Here is a 21,348-nt window from a genome sequence, read left to right on the forward strand (position 1 = left end):
CCTTACCTAAAGAGAGGCTGAATCAAAGTGGCGGCCATTCTAAACCTGCGGCCTACCTTTGTCTTGACGTGCGCGGCGCCGCGCCGCGCGAGGACCGGCCCGGGGCTGATATAGTCGCGCGATCGAAGGTCGCAGTGAGGAGAAAGGCCATGACTAGAATCACCGTGGAACGCCCCCATAGCCTCGGCCGCGAGGCGGCCCGGGCGAAAGCCGAACAGCTGGCCGAGCGCCTGGCCCGCGAGTTCGACGTGAAGTATCGCTGGACTGGCGACACCCTGGAGTTCAAGCGCAGCGGCGCCGATGGGCGTATCGAGGTCGGCGAGGACCGGGTCCACGTGGAGCTCAAGCTCGGCCTGCTGCTGTCGGCCATGGGCGGCAGCATCAAGCGGCAGATCGAAGAGGTGCTGGACAAGAGTCTCAAGGCCTGAGACGAGTTCGTCGCACGATTTTCGGCGGCTAGTATGCGGTTTCTAATTTTCCTCGATACCTTGGTGCCAAGCCTGCATTCCGTGGGCGTTTCCTCAAATCACCGCGCATGAGGTGCACCATGTCGAAAGTCGCAATCAAGAAGAAAGCCGAAGTCGAAGCCGAAGCCAAAGCCGGCGTGCTGAGTGACGTCAAAGTCTACGCCCGCAAGGTCTGGCTGGCCGGTCTCGGAGCCTACGCCAAGGCGGGTCAGGAAGGCGCCGAATACTTCAAGGAGCTGGTCAAGGCCGGTGAAGGCGTCGAAGAGCAGGGCAAGAAGCTGGTTGGCGAGCAGGTCGAGGCGGCCAACAGCCAGCTCGACGGCGTGAAGAACCGCGTCAGCAGCGTCAAGGGCAAGGTCGATGTGCAAATCGACAAGATCGAGAAGGCTTTCGACAATCGTGTGGCCGGCGCCCTCAAGCGTATCGGCATCCCGACCAAGCAAGATATCGAAGAGCTCTCTGCTAAGCTGGATGAACTGGGCGCATTGCTCGAGCATGTCGCGCGTAGCAAATAAAGGAGAGCAGGATGGCTGTTAAGAAGAAATCCGAGAAACAGACCAGCTCCTGGATCGGCGAGGTCGAGAAGTACTCGCGCCAGATCTGGTTGGCCGGCTTGGGTGCCTACTCCAAGGTCAGCAAGGACGGCACCAAGCTCTTCGATTCACTGGTTCAGGATGGCGAGAAGGCCGAGAAGCAGGCCAAGAGCGGCGTCGACAAGCAGGTCGATGCGGTGAAGTCCACTGTCGAGTCGAAAGTGGGCTCCGCGCGCTCCAAGGTCGACGAAGTCAAGGACAAGGCCATCGGCAAGTGGGGCGAACTGGAGGAGGCTTTCGACAAGCGCCTGCACAATGCCATCTCGCGTCTCGGCGTACCCAGCCGCAGCGAGGTCAAGGCGCTCAACGACAAGGTCGAGAGCCTGACCAAGCAGATCGAGCAGCTGACCGGCGTCAGCGCCAAGTCGGTCGCGCCTGCCCGCAAGACCGCCACCAAGGCAGCGGCCAAGCCCGCCGCCAAGGCTGCCGCTAAGCCGGTGACCAAGGCCGCGGCCAAGCCTGCGCCGAAAGCCGCCGCGAAACCGGCGGCCAAGGCGGAGCCGGTTGCCGAGGCGGTAGCCAAGGCTGCCAAGCCGGCGGCGGCGAAGAAGCCGGCGGTGAAGAAGACGCCGTTGGCCAAGGTCGTGGCGCCGGCTTCTTCCGAGCCGGCGGTGCCTGCGGCCGCAGTGGCGCCGGCCGATGCGCCAGCAGCAACCACGCCTACCAGCCAGTCCTGAGGCTGAGCGCGTTACCCGCAAACGCCCGACCTCGTGTCGGGCGTTTGCGTTTCCGGGCTCAGGCTTCCACGTAGCGCCGGGCCAGCTGCTCGGCAGCCTGTCGCGATTCGCTGGTCAGGTGCGGGGCCACCAGCATCATCACCTGATACACCACCAGGCGGCTCTCGCCCTCTTCGCCGAGAATGCGCTGGTAGTCGAGGGAGAATAGCAGGGTCAGGGTGATCTGCTCGACCAGCTGGCCCAGGGCCTGGGTCTCGCTGACCAGCTGATCCTCCGCTTTCAGCCGCGCCAGCAGGCTGGCCAGGGTGCGCTTCAGCACGTTGAGCCACTGGCGGATGCCGCGGGCCAGCTTGGGCAGGCGTCCGGCCAGGTTGGACAGGTCCTGGAACAGGAAGCGGTAATGGGCCAGGCGCTCGACGATCAGGTGCAGGAACAGCCAGTAATCCTCGACATCCAGACGCGCGTCGGCGGGCGGGTCGAGCAGCGGGGCCAGTTCCTCCTTGAAACGCTCGAACAGGCCGAGGATCAGCGGCTCCTTGCCGTGGAAGTGGTAGTACAGGTTGCCCGGGCTGATGTCCAGTTCGTTGGCGATCTCCAGGGTGGAGACATTGGGTTCGCCCTGCTGATTGAACAGCAGCAGGGCGCATTCGAGGATGCGGTCACGAGTTTTCATCGACTGTTCTTATAGGGCCGCGTGAGGGGGTACAGCCTGCCCGGGCAAATGTCCGGGCAGCGGTTGATCGACTCAGCGCACGTGCACATAGGTGCCAGGCGCCGCTTCCAGGCTCGGGTATTGCGCGCTGCCCAGGGCCGGTTCGCTCTCGCGTTGATCGCCGGAGCGCTGCTGGATCCACTCCAGCCACTGCGGCCACCAGCTGCCATCGTGTTTGCGGGCGTCGTGGTACCAGGCGCGCGGGTCGCCGGTCAGCTTGGGGCTTTCCAGGAAGGTCGCCTTGGGGTTGCCGGGCGGGTTGAGGATGCTCTGGATATGCCCGCTGTTGGACAGGATGAAGCGCCGCTCGCCGCCCAGCAGCAGTGTCGAGCGGTACACCGAATCCCAGGGCGTGATGTGGTCGTTGATCCCGGCCACGCTGAAACTGTCGACGCCGACTTTGCGCAGATCGATCGGGGTGCCGCAGACTTCCAGGCCACCGGCGTGGCTCAGCGGGTTGTACTTGAAGAAGTCGATCAGGTCGCCGTGCAGTGCGGCCGGCAGGCGGGTGCAATCGTTGTTCCAGTAAAGGATGTCGAAGGCCGGCGGCTGTTTGCCGAGCAGGTAGTTGTTGACCCAGTAATTCCAGATCAGGTCGTTGGGGCGCATCCAGGCGAACACCCGGGCCATGTCGCGGCCGTCCAGCACGCCTTGCTGGTAGGAGCGGCGCTTGGCGGCCTCGAGGGTCTGCTCGTCGGCGAAGAGCATGGCCGGGCTGTCCACCTGGCTGTCGAGCAGGCTGACCATATAGGTGGCGCTGGCGACCTTGCGCAGTTGCCGCTTGGCCTGCAGGTGGCCCTGCAGGGCGGCGATGGTCAGGCCGCCGGCACAGGCCCCCAGCAGGTTGACCGATTTGCTGCCGGTGATCGCCCGGCAGGCGTCCATGGCTTCTTCCAGGGCCTGCACATAGGTCGACAGGCCCCACTCGCGATGCCGGGCATCGGGGTTGCGCCAGCTGATGATGAAGGTCTGCAGGCCGTTCTTCAGGGCGTACTGGACGAAGCTCTTCTCGTTGGACAGGTCGAATATGTAGTACTTGTTGATCTGCGGCGGCACGACCAGCAAGGGCTGCAGGTACTGCTTCTCGCTCATCGGCTTGTACTGGATCAGCTCCAGCAGCTCATTGCGAAACACCACCGCGCCCGGCGTGGCGGCCAGGTTGCGACCGACCTCGAAGGCCTGCTTGCTGACCTGGCTGGGCAGGCCGTGGTTGTGCAGCAGGTCGTCGAACAGCTGGCCGAGGCCCCTGATCAGGCTGGTGCCGCCGCTGTTGAGCAGCTCCTTGAGCACCTGCGGGTTGAGCGGGGAGTTGGAGGGCGCCAGGGCGTCATTGAGCATGGCCGTGACGAAGCGGGCGCGGGCGCGGTCGTCGGCGGACAGGCTGCTTTCGTCGATCCAGCGATTGAGCTGCTGCTGCCAGGCCAGATAGGCCTGCAGGCCCCGGCGGTACAGGGGGTTGAGCTGCCAGGTGGGGTCGGCGAAGCGCGTATCCTGCGGGTTGACCTTGTGTGGCGTGTCGCCGAGCAACACTCGCCCCAGCTGCCCGCCCAGGGCCAGGGCATGGCGGGCGCTGTGCACCGGCTGCCGGATGCCCTGCAGGGCCAGGGTGCGCAGGGTCGACAGCAGGTCGCGGCCGCGCAGGCCGACCACCGCGTTCTGGGCAGTCATGAAGGTGGCAGGGGCTGGTAAGGCGCCGATACGTGGCTTTTCTCGCATGGGGCAACACTCCGTCGTCTATCCGCTGAGATCCGAATTCCGCTGCTCGCAGCAAGGCCTGTACCAAGGCGCGCAAAAGGCAGGGCGGCAGCGCCGCTGCCGGGTTAGTGTTATTAGCCTGCGCCCTCTGTTGGGTCAAGCGGACGAGCGATGCACTGCAGCGGTGCGACAACCTGCCTTCTCACTGGCTGCGCGCACTGCTCGGATGCGGGTGCATCACGGCGCGCTGCCGCTCCTCTTCGAGAAACTTCATGATGGTCGGCGCCACCGCCTCGGCACGGGTCACCAGGAACAGGTGGCCATCGTCGATCACGTGCAGCTCCGAGTTGGGGATGCGCCAGGCCAGCAGGCGCATGTTGATCAAGGGAATCAACGGGTCGTCGTCACCCGCCATCACCAGCGTGGGTTGGCGGATCTTGTGCAGCCAGTGGATGCTGGTCCAGCCGAGGCCGGCGAACAGCTGCCAGTAGTAGCCCATCTTGCCGCCCGAGCGCACCTTGCTGGCATGGGCCAGGGCCAGCTTGGGGTCGCGGCGGAAGGCGCCGCCATAGATGTCCGGGGCGATCTGCACGCCGTAGGACGGCTGGATGTAGCGCCGCGGGCTGGCCATGCGCCACAGCACCCTGGGCTTGCCCGGCACCATCACCGCACCGGCCGAGGTGGCGGCGAGAATCAGCTTCTTGCAGCGTTCCGGGTAGTCGTGGGCAAATTGTTGCGCCAGCGCGCCACCCCAGGACACACCGATGGCGTTGACCTGGCCGTAGTCCAGATAATCGAGCATGCGCGCCGCCAGCTTGGCCAGGCCCGGGAAGCGATAGGGCGTGCTGGGAGTGGAGGAGCCGCCCACCCCTGGCACGTCGAAGGCAATCACTTCCAGGTCCGGGTCGAGGGCGCGGACGAAGGGCATGACCAGCTCCAGGTTGGCGCCGATGCCGTTGAAAATCAGCAGGGGCGTCAGCTTGCCGTTGCCCGGGCGAACGGCGGTACGCAGGGTCTGGCCGTCCAGCTCGATGGTGCGAAATACGAAAGGTAGCGACATGCGCAAGGGCCCTATCAATTAAAACGCTGGGTCATACCTTCCAGGTCGTTCCCAGATCCACCAGGGCGAAACCTGGTTCGCCCACCCGGCCATAGTGGTCGGATGGACGAGCGGCACGTCCGGTGCCGCGGGCAGCGCCGCGCAGTGCGCAGGCGATCAACGCTCGTGAACGTAAGTCCCCGGAGCCGCTTCGCCGGTGGCGTGCTTCTTGTTGCCCAGGTGGGTGGGCGCCTTCTTCTTCTCGCCCGAGCGCTCGGCCAGCCAGTTCTGCCAGTGCAGCCACCAGGAATCGGTGTGCTTGGTCGAGCTCTCCTGCCAGTCCTTCGGGTCCTGGGGCATTTCCGTGTTGGTCATGTAGCGCGCCTTGGGGTTGCCTGGCGGGTTGAGAATGCTCTGGATATGCCCGCTGTTGGACAGCACGAACTCCACCTTGCCGCCGAACAGGTTGGCCGACTTGTAGCAGGACTCCCAGGGCGTGATGTGGTCGGTGGTGCCGGCGACGCAGTACAGGTCGGCGGTGATCTGCTTGAGGTCGATCGGCGTGCCGCAGACCTCCAGGGCGCCGGGGCGGATCAGCGGGTTGGTCTTGAACATCTCGATGAACTCGCCATGCAGGGCGGCCGGCAGGCGGGTGGTGTCGTTGTTCCAGTAGAGGATGTCGAACACCGGTGGCTCGTTGCCGAGCAGGTAGTTGTTGACCCAGTAGTTCCAGATCAGGTCGTTGGGCCGCATCCAGGCGAACACCTTGGCCATGTCGCTGCCTTCCAGCACGCCGGCCTGGTAGGAGCGCCGCTTGGCGGCTTCCAGGCTCTTCTCGTCGGCGAACAGGGCGACATCGGTCTCCAGGCGGTTGTCCAGCACGCTGACCAGCAGGGTCAGGGCATTGACCTTGTGCTCGCCGAGGGCGGCGTAGTGGCCCAGCAGGGAGGTGGTGGTCAGGCCGCCGGAGCAGGCGCCGAGCATGTTCACATCCTTGCTTCCGGTGACGGCCGTCACCACGTCGATGGCTTCCTTCAGCGCCTCGATATAGCTGCTCAGGCCCCATTCGCGGTGGGCCTTGGTCGGGTTGCGCCAGCTGACCACGAAGGTCTGCACGCCGTTGCGCAGGAGGAAGCGGGCCACGCTCTTCTCCGGCGACAGGTCGAACACGTAGAACTTGTTGATCTGCGGCGGCACCACCAGCAGCGGGCGCTCATGCACCTGCTCGGTGATCGGCCTGTACTGGATCAGCTCCAGCACCTCGTTGCGGAAGATCACCGCGCCTTCGGTGGTGGCCAGGTTCTTGCCGACCTCGAAGGCGTTCATGTTGACCTGGCTGGGCATGCCGCCGTTGTTCACGATGTCCTTGGCCAGGTGCGAGAGGCCGTCCAGCAGGCTCTTGCCGCCGGTCTCGAAGAAGCGCTTGACCGCGGCCGGGTTGGCCATGCCGTTGCTCGGGGCCATGGCCTCGGTCATCAGGTTGATGACGAAGTGGCTGCGGCTGGCGTCCTGTACCGACAGGTCGCTTTCCTCGACCCAGTCGTGCAGTTCCTTGCGCCAGGCCAGGTAGGTCTGCAGGTAGCGCTTGTACAGCGGGTTCTGGCTCCAGGCCGGGTCGGTGAAGCGGCGGTCGCCGGCTTCGGGGGCGAGCTCGGACTGGCCGAACAGCACGTTCTTCAGCTCCAGGCCAAAGTGGGCCACGTGCTTGGCGCTGTGCAGGGGCTGCTTGATGGCTTGGGTGAGCACGGTGCGCGCCGAGCTCAGCAGGTCCTTACCGCGAATGCCGATTACCGGACTCAGGCCGAGGGTGTTCTCGGAGGCCTGATTCTTCAGGTCATCACTGGGTTTATCTGTCATCAACGACGCTCCATTGTCCTGAGGCGAATACCGGCGTACTGCTGTGCACGGAGACACGAGGCCAAGGGGCCGGATATTGCTCGGGTTACCGAAGGCGGACTATTCCGCGATTTTGTTGCATTTGCCCGTTCGGCAAATGCAGGGAACCTGCCAGCTCCCTGGTTACCCGAGTTTTTATATTTGCGCAAGCAGGCTGCGATTCGGGCCGAATATGCGGGGAGTATGCCGGGAAGGATTAGAAAATGCGCTCTAACCGGGCGGATAGGAAGGGTGCCGCCGGGCTCGGCGGCGGGTAAATGGGAGACGGTATTGAGGCGGGGCGACTGGGGTGTGGACCCGGCTTGCGCCAGATTAGAGCATCAGCTTGACCACCGACTCGTCCGGGTCGCGGGTCTTGCCGGCCGCGGCCAGCGCGGCCAGGTACTCGGCCCAGAGCGCGTCCTGCTGGGTGGCCAGGCGGTACAGGTAGTCCCAGGTGTACAGGCCGCTGTCATGGCCGTCATCGAAGCACAGCTTCAGGGCGTAATTGCCCGCCGGCTCGATGCGGCTGAGGCCGACGTGCAGCTTGCCGGTCTGCAGGATCGGCGTGCCGTGGCCCTGCACCTCGGCCGAGGGCGAGTGCACGCGCAGGAACTCGGCGGAGAGGGTGTAGCTGTCCTGGCCGTACTTCAGGGTCAGGGTCTTCGAGGCTTTGTGCAGCTCTATGGCGCTGGGGATCTGGGTCATGGTCGTCGACTGCGGTGCCGCCCGGAGAGGCTCCGGGCGGCTGGGGTGGCTGATCTAGAGAATATAGCGCGACAGGTCTTCGTCCTCGGCCAGTTCGCCGAGGTGACCGTTGACGTAGGCCGCATCGATGACGATCGGCGCGTCCTCGTGCTTGGACGCCAGGTCGCCGGCGCTGAAGGAGACTTCCTCCAGCAGGCGCTCGAGCAGGGTGTGCAGGCGCCGCGCACCGATGTTCTCGGTCTTCTCGTTGACCTGCCAGGCGATCTCGGCGAGGCGCTTGATGCCGTCGGCGGCGAACTCGATGTTCAACCCTTCGGTATTGAGCAGCGCGGCGTACTGTTCGGTCAGCGAGGCGTGGGGCTCGGTGAGGATGCGCTCGAAGTCCTCGGGGCTGAGGGCCTTGAGTTCCACGCGGATCGGCAGGCGGCCCTGCAGTTCGGGCACCAGGTCGCTGGGCTTGCTCAGGTGGAAGGCGCCGGAGGCGATGAACAGGATGTGGTCGGTCTTGACCATGCCCAGCTTGGTGTTGACCGTGCAGCCCTCGATCAGCGGCAGCAGGTCGCGCTGCACGCCCTCGCGGGACACGTCGGCGCCGCCGGTGTTGCCACGCTTGGCGACCTTGTCGATCTCGTCGATGAAGACGATGCCGTTCTGCTCCACCGCCTCCAGGGCGCGGGCCTTGAGTTCCTCCTCGTTGACCAGGCGCGCGGCTTCCTCGTCGCGCACCAGCTTGAGGGCCTCCTTGACCTTGAGCTTGCGGCTCTTCTTCTTGCCCTTGCCCAGGTTGGAGAACAGGCTCTGCAGCTGGCTGGTCATCTCCTCCATGCCCGGCGGGGTCATGATCTCGATGCCGGCGGCGGACTCGGCCACCTCGATCTCGATGTCCTTGTCGTCCAGCTGGCCCTCACGCAGGCGCTTGCGGAACAGCTGGCGGGTGTTGGAGTCGCCGCTCGGCACCGGGTCCTCGTTGAAGCCGGTGCGCGCCGGTGGCAGCAGGGCGTCGAGGATGCGCTCCTCGGCGGCGTCTTCGGCGCGGTGGCGGACCTTGGTCATCTCCTGCTCGCGCAGCATCTTCACCGCGGCATCGGCCAGGTCGCGGATGATCGACTCGACGTCGCGGCCGACATAGCCGACCTCGGTGAACTTGGTCGCCTCGACCTTGATGAACGGGGCGTTGGCCAGCTTGGCCAGGCGCCGGGCGATCTCGGTCTTGCCGACCCCGGTCGGGCCGATCATCAGGATGTTCTTCGGGGTGACTTCGGCGCGCAGCTCGGCCGGCAGCTGCATGCGCCGCCAGCGATTGCGCAGGGCGATGGCCACGGCGCGCTTGGCATCGTCCTGGCCGATGATGTGGCGGCTGAGCTCGTGGACGATCTCGCGAGGGGTCATGGACATGGTACGGCTCCTGAACGGACGGCGGCTCAGATGGCCGAGTCCAGTTCCTCGATGGTCAGATTCTGGTTGGTGAACACGCAAATGGACCCGGCGATGTTCAGCGCGGTCTCGGCGACCTCGCGGGCGCTCATTTCCTCGGTGTGCTGCAGCAGGGCCATGGCCGCGGCCTGGGCATAGCCACCGCCGGAGCCCATGGCGATCAGGCCGTGCTCGGGCTCGACCACGTCGCCGGTGCCGGTGATGATCAGCGAGGCGTCCTTGTTGGCCACCGCCAGCATGGCCTCCAGGCGGCTGAGCGAGCGGTCGGTGCGCCAGTCCTTGGCCAGCTCGACGGCGGCGCGGATCAGGTGGCCCTGGTGTTTTTCCAGCTTGCCCTCGAAGCGCTCGAACAGGGTGAAGGCGTCCGCGGTGGCGCCGGCGAAGCCGGCCAGCACCTGGCCGTGGTAGAGGCGCCGGACTTTCTTGGCGTTGCCTTTCATCACGGTGTTGCCGAGGGAAACCTGGCCGTCGCCGCCCATGACGACTTTGCCGTGGCGGCGCACTGAAACGATGGTGGTCAAGGGGAGAGTCTCCACGCAGCGGGGCGAAAATGCCCAATGCAGACTCAGATGGGGTGGCGTGTGGCGCTTTTCAACCGACGCCGGGCGATTCTCGGCCGAATGGCCGTGGCCCGGCTGTAACAGCGGATTACCGCGGCCCCGTCGCGGGCGAGGCGGGGCCCGCGACGCTCAGCGCACCTGGCGCTGCTGCAGCAGCAGGTTGCTGAAGCCGTTGGCGGCCATGGCCTTCTGCGACTGGGCCAGCTGCTGGCGGTCGGCGAAGGGGCCGATAAGCACCCGGTGCCAGACTTCCTCGCGCACCGTGCCGGATTCCACGCGCACGTTCTGGCCGAGCAGGATGATTTGCGCGCGCAGGCTTTCCGCGTCGTCCTTGCGGCGGAACGAGCCGGCCTGGAGGAAGAACTGGGTGGTCAGCGGGGCCTGGGCGACCACCGGCGGCGGAGGCGGCACCTCGCCGTTGAGCGCCGCCTCGGCGCGCGCGGCGTCGATCTTGGCCGCTTCCTCGGCGCTCACCGGCTTCTGTTCGGCCGCTGGCGCCGGCTGCTCCAGGGCCTGGGGCGGCACTATGACCTCCGACTCGGGCAGCAGGGTATAGAAGTCGTACTTGGGCTTGGCCGGCTCGGCCTTGCCCGGGGAGTCCTGGGGCGGCTTGCCGCCCTGCTTGCCGCTGGCCTGCGCGGCCTTGTCGCGCTTGATCTCGTCGCGGCCGGGCTCGAGGCTGAACAGGAACGTCATGAAGCCGCCGATCGCCAAACCGCAGGCCAGCCAGATCCAGGCCGGCACCGGTTTCTTCGCCGGCGCCTTGTAGCGGCTGGCGCCGCGCTTGGCGGCCGGCTTCTTGCGGGCGGCGGCCACTTACATGCGCTCCAGGGTTTCCAGGCCGAGCAGTTGCAGGCCCTGCTGCAGGGTGCGGCCGGTCAGCGCCGCCAGGCGCAGGCGGCTCTGCTGGGTGGCCTGGTCCGCGGCGGCGAGGATCGGGCAGTTCTCGTAGAAGCTGGAGAACAGACCGGCCAGGTCGTACAGGTAGGTGCACAGCACGTGCGGGGTACCCTTGTCCGCGACGTTGTTCAGCACCTCGCCGAACTGCGCCAGCTTGGCCGCCAGGGCCTGCTCCTGCTCGGCCACCAGGCTGATCTGGCCGCCGATCTCGTCGATGCCCTTGCCCAGCTTGCGGAACACGCTGGCCACCCGGGTGTAGGCGTACAGCAGGTAGGGCGCGGTGTTGCCCTCGAAGCTGAGCATCTGCTCGAAGTTGAAGCTGTAGTCGCTGGTGCGGTGTTTGGACAGGTCGGCGTACTTCACCGCGCCGATGCCCACCGAGCGGGCGATCTGCCGCAGTTCGGCCTCGTCCAGTTCCGGGTTCTTGCCCTTGACCAGGGCGTAGGCGCGTTGCTCGGCTTCGTCGAGCAGGTCGATCAGCTTCACCGTGCCGCCGTCGCGGGTCTTGAACGGGCGACCGTCGGCGCCGTTCATGGTGCCGAAGCCCATGTGTTCCAGCTCCATGGCCTGGTGCACGAAGCCGGCGCGGCGCGCCACCTCGAAGGCCATCTGGAAGTGCAGGGCCTGGCGCTGGTCGACGAAGTACAGGGCGCGGTCGGCCTTCAGCACCTGGCTGCGAAAACGCATGGCGGCCAGGTCGGTGGTCGAGTACAGGTAGCCGCCGCCGGCCTTCTGCACGATCACCGGCAGCGGATTGCCTTCGGCGTTCTTGAACTCCTCGAGGAACACGCACTGGGCGCCGTTGTCCTCGGTCAGCAGGCCCTTGTCGCGCAGCGCCTGGACGATCCCCGGCAGCTCGGCGTTATAGGCGCTCTCGCCCTTGACGTCGGCCTTGCTCAGCTTGACGCCGAGACGGTCGTAGACCTCCTGGGCGTGACCGAGGGACAGGTCGTTGAACTGGTTCCACAGGCGCAGGCATTCGCTGTCGCCGGCCTGCAGCTGGACCACCAGCTGGCGGGCGCGGTCGGCGAACTCGGGCGACTCGTCGAAGCGCTTCTTCGCCGCGCGGTAGAAGGTCTCGAGGTCCGCCAGCTCGGGCGAGCTGAAGCCCTTGGGCTGCTCCATCACATAAGCCAGCAGCATGCCGAACTGGGTGCCCCAGTCGCCGACGTGGTTCTGCCGGATCACCTCGTCGCCGAGGAACTCGAGGACCCGCGCCACGCCGTCGCCGATGATGGTCGAGCGCAGATGGCCGACGTGCATCTCCTTGGCCAGGTTGGGCGAGGACAGGTCGATCACCACGCGCTGCGGGCTGCCGGCCTTGCGCACGCCGAGGTGCGCGTCGGCCAGCGCCGCTTCCAGGCGCCCGGCCAGGGCATCGCTGTTCTGGAAGAAGTTGAGGAAGCCCGGGCCGGCGATCTCCACCTTGCTGATCTGCGGGTCGGCCGGCAGCGCGGCGATCAGTTTCTCGGCCAGCTCGCGCGGCTTCATGGCCGCCGGCTTCGCCAGCATCAGGGCGATGTTGCTGGCGAAGTCGCCGTGGCTCTTGTCCTTGGTGTTCTCCACCTGGATCGCCGGGCTCAGGCCTTCGGGCAGCACGCCTTCGGTGGTCAGGCGGGTCAGGGCTTGCTGGATCAGGTGGCGAATGCTGTCTTTCATGGTCTGCTCGTCCGGCCGCGTGGGGCGGCGGCGCCCTGGGGCGCTGGTTGAAAACTGCGCATTATCCGTGGCCCATCCGGGCTTGCCAACCGCTGTCGTCTTTGATCAGAACAGATCGATCGGGTCGACATCCAGCGACCAGCGCACCGCGCGGCCGCTGGGCATCTGCTCCAGCGCCGCCAGCCAGCTGTGCAGCAGGCGGTGCAGCGGTGCCCTGGCGCTGCTCTGCAACAGCAATTGGGCGCGGTAGCGGCCGGCGCGGCGCTCCATCGGCGCCGGCACCGGGCCGAGCAGTTCGATGCCGTCCAGTTGCAGCTCGTTCACCAGCAGTTCGGCCTCGTTGCACGCCTCGTCGAGGAAGCCCTCGGCCTGCCCCGGCTTGTGCGCCTCGGCGCGCAGCAGGGCCAGGTGGCAGAAGGGCGGCAGGCCGGCGTCGCGGCGCTCGCTCAGCGCCTGCTCGGCGAAGGCGAAGTAACCCTGCTCGGTCAGCTGCACCAATAAAGGGTGGTCGGCCAGGTGGCTCTGGATGATCACCTTGCCCGCTTCCTCGGCGCGGCCGGCGCGACCGGCGACCTGGACGATCAGCTGGGCCATGCGCTCGCTGGCGCGGAAGTCTGCGGAGAACAGGCCGCCGTCGGCATCGAGGATCGCCACCAGGGTGACGCGGGGGAAGTGATGGCCCTTGGCGAGCATCTGGGTGCCGACCAGGATGCACGGTTCGCCGCGCTGGATGGTGTTGAACAGCGTGTTCATGGCCTCCTTGCGCGCCGTGCTGTCGCGGTCCACGCGCAGCACCGGTACCTGGGGGAAGAGGATCGCCAGGCGCTCCTCGGCGCGCTCGGTGCCGGCGCCGACCGGGCGCAGGTCGAGCTTCTGGCATTTCGGGCAGTGACTGGGCCGGCGTTCGACGTGGCCGCAATGGTGGCAGCGCAGTTCGTTGGAGCGCTGGTGCACGGTCATTCGCGCATCGCAGCGCGGGCACTCGGAGAGCCAGCCGCAGTCGTGGCACAGCAGGGTCGGGGCGAAGCCGCGGCGGTTGAGGAATACCAGCACCTGCTGGCCGGCCGCCAGGGTCTGGCGGATGGCCTGCTGCATCGGGCCGGAGATGCCCGAGTCCAGCGGCAGGCTTTTCACATCCAGGCGCAGGAAGCGCGGAGGATGGGCGCCGCCGGCGCGCCGCTCGAGGCGCAGCAGCTGGTAGCGACCGCTGTTGGCATTGTGCAGGCTTTCCAGCGAGGGGGTGGCCGAGCCGAGCAGGATCGGCACGTTCTCCTGGCGGGCGCGCACCAGGGCCAGGTCGCGGGCGTGGTAGCGCAGGCCCTCCTGCTGTTTATAGGAGGCGTCGTGCTCCTCGTCGATGATGATCAGCCCCGGGCGCTGCATCGGCGTGAACAGCGCCGAGCGGGTGCCGATGATGATGTCGGCCTCGCCGTCGCGCGCCGCCAGCCAGGCGTCCAGGCGCTCGCGGTCGTTGACCGCCGAGTGCAGCAGGGCGATGCGTGCATTGAAGCGCCGCTCGAAGCGCGCCAGGGTCTGTGGGCCGAGGTTGATCTCCGGAATCAGCACCAGGGCCTGCTTGCCGGCCTCCAGGGTGGCGCGGATCAGTTGCAGGTAGACCTCGGTCTTGCCGCTGCCGGTCACTCCGGCCAGGAGAAAGGCGCCGAAGCGGCCGAAGCCGGCGCGCACGGCGCGCTCGGCGACCTGCTGCTCGGCGTTCAGCGGCAGCTCGGGCTGCGCCAGCCAGCTGGCGTGCCGCTCGCGGGCGGCGTGGCGGCGCACCTCGATGCGCACCAGGCCCTTCTCCCGCAACAGCTCGAGGCTGTCCTTGTTCAGCTGCAGCTGGCTGAGCAGCTGGTGGGCGACCCCGTGGGGGTGCTGGGCGATGACCTTCAGTGCCTGGCGCTGGCGCGGTGCGCGGGCCAGGCGCGGATCGTCCGGCTGGGCGCCTTCGCTGAGCAGCCAAAAGCGCTCCTGGCGGGCCTCGGCGGGCTCGCCCTGGCGCAACAGCACCGGCAGCGCCCAACTGAGGGTGTCGCCGAGGCTGTGCTGGTAGTACTGCGCCGTCCACAGGCACAGGCGAAACAGCGCCGGTGGCAGCGGCGGTTGGCTGTCGAGCAAGGCCAGGGCCGGTTTGAGCTTGTCCGCCGGCACCTCGCTGTGGTCGCACACCTCGATCAGGATGCCGATCAGCTCGCGGCGGCCGAACGGTACGCGCAGGCGCATGCCCGGTTGCAAGGCTGCGCGCGGCACGCCGGGGGGCGCGCGGTAGTCGAACAGGCGGCGCAGCGGTGACGGCAGGGCGAGGCGCAGAATGGCGTCGGGCACGCAGAGGCTCCAGGCAAGGGTGCGGCGATCTTAGCATGGGCGCGCGCGACGGCCGGCAGGGGCCCTGGCTTGCATCGGGTTGTCGGTCTGGTATCATCCGCGACCTATTTCCGTGCGGTATCCAACAATAGTGTTGGGTGGCGGCACGTCAGCCCCGAGGAATGCACCATGAAAGCCGATATCCACCCGAACTACGAAGCAATCACCGCTACCTGCAGCTGTGGCAACGTAATCGAAACTCGCTCCACCCTGGCCAAGCCGCTGAGCCTGGACGTGTGCAACGAGTGCCACCCGTTCTACACCGGCAAGCAGAAGATGCTGGATACCGGCGGCCGTGTTGACCGCTTCAAGCAGCGCTTCGGCATGTTCGGCGCCAGCAAGTAAGCAGGCGACCCGCGAGGAAGAGCCGCTTGGCTGGTTCCGTGCTACTGAGAAAGGCGTCCCTTGTGGGCGCCTTTTTCGTTTGTGCAGTGTTCCAGGCCCCAGCGCAGGCGTTGTGTCCGCCGGCGGGGCCGTTGCAGGTCGCCGAGGTGCAGCGGGTGGTGGATGGCGACACCCTGCGCCTGCTGGACGGCCGCAGCGTGCGCCTGATCGGCCTGAACAGCCCCGAGCTGGGGCGCCAGGGGCGTTCCGCCGAGGCTTTCGCCGAGGCGGCCCGGCGTCGCCTCGCCGAACTGGTGGCGGCCAGCGGCGGGCGCGTCGGCCTGCATCTTGGGCGCGAAGCCCGGGACCGCTATGGACGCGTGCTCGCCCATGCCTACGACGGTCGGGGGCATAATCTTGAGGCGCAGTTGTTGGCCGAGGGGCTCGGTTACCTGGTGGCGATTCCGCCCAACCTGGCGCTGCTGGAGTGCCAGCGTGCCGCCGAGCGTGCCGCGCGCGGCGCCCGTGCCGGATTGTGGCGGCGCGAGCCGCTGCTGTCGCCGCAGCAGCTCGCGCGCAGCGGCTTTGCCTTGGTGCGCGGGCGAGTCGAGCGCGTCGAACGCAACGGCGGTGGCGTCTGGCTGGAGCTGGACGGTCCCCTGGTGCTGCGCGTGGCGCCCTCGGCCCTGCGCCATTTCGACTCGCAGCGCCTGCAAGGCCTTGTCGGGCAGCGGGTCGAGGCCCGCGGCTGGGTGGTTGACCGCCAACGGCGCGGCGGCGTAAAACCAGGACAGGCCCGTTGGCTGTTGCCGCTGAGCCATGAGGCGATGCTGGAGGTGGTGCGATGAAGCTGCGTTGCGTGCTTGTGCTGCTGGGGCTGCTGCAGCTCGTGGGGTGTGCGGTCAATCCCGCGACCGGGCGCAGTGACTTCGTGATGATGAGCGAGGCTCAGGAGCTGGAACTGGGTCGGCGCTACAATCAGCAGATTCTCAAGCAGTATCCGCGCTACGCCGACGAGCGGCTGCAAGCTTACGTCCAGCAGGTCGGCGAGCGTGTCGCCCGGCACAGCCATCGCAGCCAGCTCAACTACCAGTTCACCGTGGTGGACAGCCCCGACATCAATGCCTTCGCCGTGCCGGGCGGCTACATCTATATACACCGTGGGCTGCTGGCCTATCTCAACTCGGAAGCCGAGCTGGCAGCCGTGCTGGGGCATGAGGTGGGGCACGTCACCGCGCGCCACAGCGTGCAGCAGCAGAGTCAGTCGAGCGCCTGGAACATCCTCGGCCAGGCGGTGGCGATCGGCACCGGCATCGGCGCCGCCGGCGACCTGGCCAATGTCCTCGGCGGGGCCTTCGTCCGCGGTTACGGCCGCGACATGGAGCTCGAGGCCGATGGCCTCGGGGCGCAGTATCTGGCGCGCAGCGGCTACGATCCGCAGGCGATGATCGAGGTGGTCAAGGTGCTCAAGGCGCAGGAGGACTTCGCCCGCGATCAGGCCGCCCAACGTGGCCAGTCCAGTCCGCCGAGCGGCTACCACGGGGTGTTCGACACCCACCCGGACAATGACCGGCGCCTGCGGCAGGTGCTGGGCCCGGCCCGGGCGCTGGCGACGGGGCAGCAGGAGGTCAATCGCGAGACTTTTCTCAAGCGCCTCGACGGTCTGCCGTTCGGTGATTCGGCGGCCACTGGGGTGCGCCGGGGGCAGCGTTTCTACCATGGCGAACTGGGCATCACCCTGGGCTTTCCCGATGGCTGGAGCCTCATCAATCGCGCGGATGCGCTGATCGGCCACTCCGCCGACCAGCAGGCATTCATCGCCATGACGCTGGAAGGCAATCCCAGGGGCCTGAGTGCCAGGCAGCTGCTGCGTCAGCGCGTCGGCGGCCAGCCCCTCGCGGCGGAGCGCGAGCTGCGGCAGACCGGCTTGTCGGGATACAGCGCGATCATTCCCGGCAGTGCCCCGCGGCGCGTCGCGGCACTGCTGCACGGCGAGCGAGCCTACCTGTTCGTCGCCGCCGTGCGCGGGAGTGCCTCGCTGGAAAGCCAGGATGCCCGCTTTCTCGAGGTGATCGGCAGCTTTCGGCCGATCACGGTCGCCGAACGCAAGCTGGCCGAGCCGCTGCGCCTGGATATCGTCACGGTGAAACAAGGACAGACCATGGCCGAGCTGGCCAGGCGCAGCAAGCTGCCGGGGGATGCCGAGGCCAGCCTTCGTTTGCTCAACAACCTCTACCCGGTGGGCGAGCCGCGCCCCGGTGATCGCGTCAAGGTCGTGCATTAGCGGACTGTCGTCAGGCTGACCTGACGGTCTTGTGCCCTTGTATACAAGTTGCGTATCCTCGCACGCCAGCCTGTTCAACAGCCAAAAAGCGGAAATGCCACTATGTCTGATCTGAAAACTGCCGCTCTCGAGTATCACGCCCAGCCCCGCCCCGGGAAACTGAGTGTCGAGCTGACCAAGCCCACCGCTACCGCCCGCGACCTGTCGCTGGCCTACAGCCCGGGCGTCGCCGAGCCGGTGCGCGAGATCGCCCGAGATCCCGAGCTTGCCTACCGCTACACCGGCAAGGGCAACCTGGTGGCGGTCATTTCCGACGGTACCGCGATCCTCGGCCTGGGCGATCTCGGCCCGCTGGCGTCCAAGCCGGTCATGGAAGGCAAGGGTGTGCTGTTCAAGCGTTTTGCCGGCATTGACGTGTTCGACATCGAGGTCGACTCGGAAAGCCCGCAGGCCTTCATCGATACCGTCAAGCGCATTTCCATCACTTTCGGCGGCATCAACCTGGAGGACATCAAGGCGCCCGAGTGCTTCGAGATCGAGCGCGCCTTGATCGAGCAGTGCGACATTCCGGTGTTCCACGATGACCAGCACGGCACCGCGATCGTTACCGCGGCCGGCATGCTCAACGCCCTGGAGATTGCCGGCAAGAGCCTGGAGCAGGCGAAGATCGTCTGCCTCGGTGCCGGTGCCGCGGCGGTCTCCTGCATGAAGCTGCTGGTGAGCATGGGGGCCAAGGTCGAGAACATCTACATGATCGACCGCAAGGGCGTGATCCACGCCGGTCGCGACGACCTGAACCAGTACAAGGCCGTGTTCGCCACCGAAACCGCCAAGCGCACCCTGGCCGACGCCCTGGAGGGTGCCGATGTGTTCGTCGGCCTGTCCGGCGCCAACCTGCTGAGCCAGGAAGATCTCAAGCGCATGGCGGCCAACCCCATCGTGTTCGCCTGCTCCAACCCCGATCCGGAGATCAAGCCTGAGCTGGCCCACGAGGTGCGCAACGACGTGATCATGGCCACCGGTCGCTCGGACTATCCGAACCAGGTCAACAACGTGCTGGGCTTCCCCTTCATCTTCCGTGGTGCTCTGGACGTTCGCGCCACCCGCATCAACGAGGAAATGAAGATCGCCGCCGCCCTCGCCCTGCGTGACCTGGCCAAGCTGCCGGTGCCGCAGGAAGTCTGTGACGCCTACGGCGGTATCAGTCTGGAGTTCGGCCGCGAGTACATCATTCCGAAACCGATGGACCCGCGCCTGATCACCCTGGTGTGCGACGCGGTGGCCAAGGCCGCCATTGAGAGCGGCGTGGCGACCCTGCCCTATCCGAAGCACTACCCGCTGAAGTCGGTGGATGACGTGTTCAACGGCTAAGGCCGGCGCAATAAAAAACCCGCTTCGGCGGGTTTTTTGTTTTCTGCTTCAGCGCGGCGGGCGCCTCGAGCCGAAGCGCGCCACCTCCGTGGCTCTAGAACAGGTCCAGCGGCGCCACTTCGTCTGCTGGCAGCGGGCTGCCGGGAATGCCCAGGCCCGGATCGAGCTCGCTCATCGGCGGCGGCGAGTCCTCGCTCTTGAAGACCTCGAAATAGGCATCCGGCGTGCCGGGCAGGGCTGTGCGACCGCTGTGTGGATCGATGCGCAGGGTCAGCAGTCCGCTGGGCTCTGCCGGTGGGTGGTTGGGCTTGTCCTTGAGGGCTTCGCCCATGTAGCTCATCCAGATCGGCAGGGCGACGGTGCCGCCGTATTCGTGGCGCCCGAGGCTTTCCGGCTGGTCGAAACCAGTCCAGACCGTGGTCACATAGTCGGCGTTGTAACCGGAGAACCAGCTGTCCTTGGATTCGTTGGTGGTGCCGGTCTTGCCGGCCAGGTCGTCGCGCCCCAGGGCCATGGCCCGCCGCCCGGTGCCGCGCCGGATCACGTCCTGCAGCATGCTGGTCATGATGTAGGCGGTGCGTTCGTCGATGATCCGCTCGGCGGCCACGGGCCCGGTGGGGCTGGACGGCGCGCTGTCCGCGTGGGCGGTGGTGATCAGGCCGTCCTCGCTCGGCTTCACCTCGCCTAACTGCCCGCTTGGCACTCTCGGCGGGTTGGCGATGAACAGCGTCTGGCCCTGGCGGTCCTCGATCCGCTCGATCAGGTAGGGCTGGATCTTGTAGCCGCCGTTGGCGAAGGCCGTCCAGCCTGTGGCCACCTCGAGGGGCGTCAGGTTCGCCGTGCCCAGGGCCAGCGACAGGTTGCGCGGCAGATCCTGCTTGTTGAAACCGAAGCGACTGACGTAGTCCAGGGCGTGCTCGATGCCGATGGCCTGCAGCAGGCGGATCGACACTAGGTTGCGCGACTTGTACAGGGCCTCGCGCAGGCGGATCGGGCCGAGGAAGGTGTTGTTGTCGTTCTTCGGCCGCCACACCTGATCCAGGTAGTCGTCGACGAACACGATCGGGGCATCGTTGACCAGGCTGGCGGCGGTGTAGCCACTGTCCAGTGCGGCGCTGTAGATGAACGGCTTGAAGCTCGACCCCGGCTGGCGCTTGGCCTGTGCCGCGCGGTTGTAGTTGCTTTGTTCGAAGGAGAAGCCGCCGACCAGGGCGCGAATGGCGCCATTGCGCGGGTCGAGCGAGACCAGCGCGCCCTGCGCCGCGGGGAGCTGGACGAAGCGCAGGCTGCCGTCCTCCTGGCGCTGTACGCGCACCAGGTCGCCGACCTGGACCACGTCTGCCGGCTGCTTCGGTCGAGGGCCGAGGCTGTTGGTGTTGAGGAACGGGCGGGCCCATTTCATGCTGTCCCAGGCTACCGCTTCCTCCGCTCCGCTGCGGCTGAGGACGAGGATGCCGCTGGCTTCGACCTGGGTGACGATCACCGGTTCGAGGCCGCCGAGGGAGCTCTGTTTGGCCAGTTCGCTCAGCCAGGTCTGCCGGGTCATCCCGGGCAGGCGGCTCTCCGGTCCGCGATAGCCATGGCGCTGGTCGTAGTCGATCAGGCCCTCGCGCACCGCCCGATTGGCCGTGGCCTGCAGGTCGCTCGGCACCGTGGTGGTGACATTGAAGCCCTCGGTATAGGCGTCACTGCCGAAGCGCCCGACCATCTCCGCGCGGGCCATTTCCGCCACATAGGGGGCGGCGACTTCCGGGGTGGGGACGTGGTGACTGGCGTCGATCGGCTCGGCCAGCGCCTGTTCATAGCGCTGCTGATCGATCCGGCCGAGCCGGCGCATGCGGCCGAGAATCCAGTCGCGACGCTCTTGGGCGCGGGTCGGGTTGACCAGCGGGTTGAAGCGCGAAGGGGCCTTCGGCAGGCCGGCGATCATCGCCATCTGCGCCAGGCTCAGGTCGCGAATCGATTTGCCGTAGTAGACCTGGGCCGCGGCCTCGATGCCATATGCCCGGTTGCCGAGGTAGATCTTGTTGACGTAGAGCTCGAGGATCTCGTCCTTGCTCAGCTCGCGCTCGATCTGCAGGGCCAGGAGGATCTCGTTGATCTTGCGCGAGAAGCTCCGCTCGCTGGTGAGGAAGAAGTTCTTCGCCACCTGCATGGTGATGGTGCTGCCACCGGACTGGATCTGCCCGCTCTTCAATATTTGCGTGGCAGCGCGCAACAGGCTGGTCACGTCGACGCCATAATGATTTGCAAAGTTGTCGTCTTCGGCGGCGAGCAAGGCGTTGGTGAAATCCGCCGGGATGTCCGCGAAGGCTATGGGTGAGCGGCGCATCTCGCCGAACTCTGCGATCAGCTTGGCGTCGCTGCTGTAGACGCGCAGAGGGATCTGCAGCTGAATGCTGCGCAGCGATTCGACGGACGGAAGGCTGGGGCTAAGATAGAGGAACGCGCCGCTCAAACTGAGTAACAGCCCGCAAAAGACGGCGACACAAGACCAGCAGAAAAACTTCAGCAGACGCATCAAGATTCTTGGATTTCCAGATAAAAGAACGAGTTAAGCGGAAGGCGGAGTCAAAAGGGGAAAACTGTTCACATTATAAGCGTTTTTTTTCCTGGGGAGCCATTTGCGCTTCTGTCAAGACTGTTATTTAATGTGAAAAAACATAAATAGTCCGTAAGTCGCGGA

18 protein-coding genes are annotated in these 21,348 nt (G+C 66.5%); 7 read left to right on the forward strand and 11 right to left on the reverse strand.

Annotated elements, in window-relative coordinates:
- Positions 1-149 precede the first annotated feature (149 nt).
- The 3 genes from ACSX1D_RS01500 to ACSX1D_RS01510 all read left to right on the forward strand — a co-directional run bounded on the left by ACSX1D_RS01500 (position 150) and on the right by ACSX1D_RS01510 (position 1,737).
- Positions 150-428: a polyhydroxyalkanoic acid system family protein gene (locus tag ACSX1D_RS01500; RefSeq protein WP_208708049.1), complete on the forward strand. Its 279-nt coding sequence runs from the start codon at positions 150-152 to the stop codon at positions 426-428.
- Positions 429-547: 119 nt separating this feature from the next.
- Positions 548-982, forward strand: a complete 435-nt coding sequence (locus ACSX1D_RS01505; protein ID WP_439860671.1) for a phasin family protein — start codon at positions 548-550, stop codon at positions 980-982.
- Positions 983-993: 11 nt separating this feature from the next.
- Positions 994-1,737 (forward strand): phasin family protein, encoded by a 744-nt coding sequence (locus tag ACSX1D_RS01510; protein WP_439860672.1) that lies wholly within the window; start codon positions 994-996, stop codon positions 1,735-1,737.
- Between the two features lie 58 nt (positions 1,738-1,795).
- Here the strand turns inward: ACSX1D_RS01510 and ACSX1D_RS01515 are convergent, their stop codons facing one another.
- From ACSX1D_RS01515 to ACSX1D_RS01560, 10 genes are all read right to left on the reverse strand, one after another.
- Positions 1,796-2,410, reverse strand: a complete 615-nt coding sequence (locus tag ACSX1D_RS01515) for a TetR/AcrR family transcriptional regulator (protein WP_439860673.1) — start codon at positions 2,408-2,410, stop codon at positions 1,796-1,798.
- Positions 2,411-2,482: 72 nt separating this feature from the next.
- Positions 2,483-4,165 carry a class II poly(R)-hydroxyalkanoic acid synthase gene (phaC, locus tag ACSX1D_RS01520; RefSeq protein WP_439860674.1) on the reverse strand — a complete coding sequence of 561 codons (1,683 nt, stop codon included), beginning with the start codon at positions 4,163-4,165 and terminating at the stop codon, positions 2,483-2,485.
- A gap of 181 nt (positions 4,166-4,346) precedes the next feature.
- Positions 4,347-5,204: a poly(3-hydroxyalkanoate) depolymerase gene (gene phaZ, locus ACSX1D_RS01525; protein ID WP_439860675.1), complete on the reverse strand. Its 858-nt coding sequence runs from the start codon at positions 5,202-5,204 to the stop codon at positions 4,347-4,349.
- Positions 5,205-5,360: 156 nt separating this feature from the next.
- On the reverse strand, positions 5,361-7,040 hold the full coding sequence (phaC, locus tag ACSX1D_RS01530) for a class II poly(R)-hydroxyalkanoic acid synthase (protein WP_439860676.1): 1,680 nt from the start codon (positions 7,038-7,040) through the stop codon (positions 5,361-5,363).
- Positions 7,041-7,391: 351 nt separating this feature from the next.
- The gene (locus ACSX1D_RS01535) at positions 7,392-7,766 is read right to left on the reverse strand and encodes a gamma-butyrobetaine hydroxylase-like domain-containing protein (protein ID WP_439860677.1); all 375 of its coding nucleotides are present in this window, start codon (positions 7,764-7,766) and stop codon (positions 7,392-7,394) included.
- A gap of 54 nt (positions 7,767-7,820) precedes the next feature.
- On the reverse strand, positions 7,821-9,161 hold the full coding sequence (gene hslU / locus ACSX1D_RS01540; RefSeq protein WP_439860678.1) for an HslU--HslV peptidase ATPase subunit: 1,341 nt from the start codon (positions 9,159-9,161) through the stop codon (positions 7,821-7,823).
- Positions 9,162-9,187: 26 nt separating this feature from the next.
- Positions 9,188-9,721 (reverse strand): ATP-dependent protease subunit HslV, encoded by a 534-nt coding sequence (gene hslV / locus ACSX1D_RS01545; RefSeq protein ID WP_208708058.1) that lies wholly within the window; start codon positions 9,719-9,721, stop codon positions 9,188-9,190.
- Between the two features lie 168 nt (positions 9,722-9,889).
- A complete protein-coding gene (locus ACSX1D_RS01550) occupies positions 9,890-10,576 on the reverse strand; it encodes an SPOR domain-containing protein (protein WP_439860679.1) in 687 nt (228 codons plus the stop codon).
- Positions 10,577-12,319, reverse strand: a complete 1,743-nt coding sequence (gene argS / locus ACSX1D_RS01555; RefSeq protein WP_439860680.1) for an arginine--tRNA ligase — start codon at positions 12,317-12,319, stop codon at positions 10,577-10,579.
- A 105-nt stretch (positions 12,320-12,424) separates the two neighbouring features.
- A complete protein-coding gene (locus ACSX1D_RS01560; protein ID WP_439860681.1) occupies positions 12,425-14,644 on the reverse strand; it encodes a primosomal protein N' in 2,220 nt (739 codons plus the stop codon).
- A 168-nt stretch (positions 14,645-14,812) separates the two neighbouring features.
- Between ACSX1D_RS01560 and rpmE the strand changes: the two genes are divergently transcribed.
- The 4 genes from rpmE (at position 14,813) to ACSX1D_RS01580 (ending at position 18,662) form a co-directional block, all read left to right on the forward strand.
- The gene (gene rpmE, locus ACSX1D_RS01565; RefSeq protein WP_208708062.1) at positions 14,813-15,028 is read left to right on the forward strand and encodes a 50S ribosomal protein L31; all 216 of its coding nucleotides are present in this window, start codon (positions 14,813-14,815) and stop codon (positions 15,026-15,028) included.
- Between the two features lie 26 nt (positions 15,029-15,054).
- Positions 15,055-15,855 (forward strand): thermonuclease family protein, encoded by an 801-nt coding sequence (locus ACSX1D_RS01570; RefSeq protein ID WP_439860682.1) that lies wholly within the window; start codon positions 15,055-15,057, stop codon positions 15,853-15,855.
- A complete protein-coding gene (locus ACSX1D_RS01575) occupies positions 15,852-17,291 on the forward strand; it encodes a M48 family metalloprotease (RefSeq protein ID WP_439860683.1) in 1,440 nt (479 codons plus the stop codon). Before ACSX1D_RS01570 ends, ACSX1D_RS01575 begins: the two co-directional genes overlap by 4 nt.
- 102 nt (positions 17,292-17,393) lie before the next feature.
- A complete protein-coding gene (locus ACSX1D_RS01580; RefSeq protein ID WP_439860684.1) occupies positions 17,394-18,662 on the forward strand; it encodes a malic enzyme-like NAD(P)-binding protein in 1,269 nt (422 codons plus the stop codon).
- Between the two features lie 94 nt (positions 18,663-18,756).
- Here ACSX1D_RS01580 and ACSX1D_RS01585 read toward each other — a convergent pair whose 3' ends face one another.
- Positions 18,757-21,183, reverse strand: coding sequence for a penicillin-binding protein 1A (locus ACSX1D_RS01585; RefSeq protein WP_439860685.1), 2,427 nt, complete (start codon positions 21,181-21,183; stop codon positions 18,757-18,759).
- Between the last annotated feature and the right edge of the window lie 165 nt (positions 21,184-21,348).

It is taken from the genome of Pseudomonas sp. MBLB4136, assembly GCF_051904765.1.
GTDB lineage: Bacteria > Pseudomonadota > Gammaproteobacteria > Pseudomonadales > Pseudomonadaceae > Aquipseudomonas.

What these genes read in the sequence shown, in the direction of transcription:
- ACSX1D_RS01515 (WP_439860673.1), bottom strand. Translation starts at nt 2,410, where the DNA reads ATGAAAACTCGTGACCGCATCCTCGAATGCGCCCTGCTGCTGTTCAAT.
- phaZ (WP_439860675.1), bottom strand. Translation starts at nt 5,204, where the DNA reads ATGTCGCTACCTTTCGTATTTCGCACCATCGAGCTGGACGGCCAGACC.
- ACSX1D_RS01500 (WP_208708049.1), top strand. Translation starts at nt 150, where the DNA reads ATGACTAGAATCACCGTGGAACGCCCCCATAGCCTCGGCCGCGAGGCG.
- argS (WP_439860680.1), bottom strand. Translation starts at nt 12,319, where the DNA reads ATGAAAGACAGCATTCGCCACCTGATCCAGCAAGCCCTGACCCGCCTG.
- phaC (WP_439860676.1), bottom strand. Translation starts at nt 7,040, where the DNA reads ATGACAGATAAACCCAGTGATGACCTGAAGAATCAGGCCTCCGAGAAC.
- hslU (WP_439860678.1), bottom strand. Translation starts at nt 9,161, where the DNA reads ATGTCCATGACCCCTCGCGAGATCGTCCACGAGCTCAGCCGCCACATC.
- ACSX1D_RS01505 (WP_439860671.1), top strand. Translation starts at nt 548, where the DNA reads ATGTCGAAAGTCGCAATCAAGAAGAAAGCCGAAGTCGAAGCCGAAGCC.
- ACSX1D_RS01535 (WP_439860677.1), bottom strand. Translation starts at nt 7,766, where the DNA reads ATGACCCAGATCCCCAGCGCCATAGAGCTGCACAAAGCCTCGAAGACC.
- ACSX1D_RS01510 (WP_439860672.1), top strand. Translation starts at nt 994, where the DNA reads ATGGCTGTTAAGAAGAAATCCGAGAAACAGACCAGCTCCTGGATCGGC.
- phaC (WP_439860674.1), bottom strand. Translation starts at nt 4,165, where the DNA reads ATGCGAGAAAAGCCACGTATCGGCGCCTTACCAGCCCCTGCCACCTTC.
- ACSX1D_RS01580 (WP_439860684.1), top strand. Translation starts at nt 17,394, where the DNA reads ATGTCTGATCTGAAAACTGCCGCTCTCGAGTATCACGCCCAGCCCCGC.
- ACSX1D_RS01575 (WP_439860683.1), top strand. Translation starts at nt 15,852, where the DNA reads ATGAAGCTGCGTTGCGTGCTTGTGCTGCTGGGGCTGCTGCAGCTCGTG.
- ACSX1D_RS01585 (WP_439860685.1), bottom strand. Translation starts at nt 21,183, where the DNA reads ATGCGTCTGCTGAAGTTTTTCTGCTGGTCTTGTGTCGCCGTCTTTTGC.
- rpmE (WP_208708062.1), top strand. Translation starts at nt 14,813, where the DNA reads ATGAAAGCCGATATCCACCCGAACTACGAAGCAATCACCGCTACCTGC.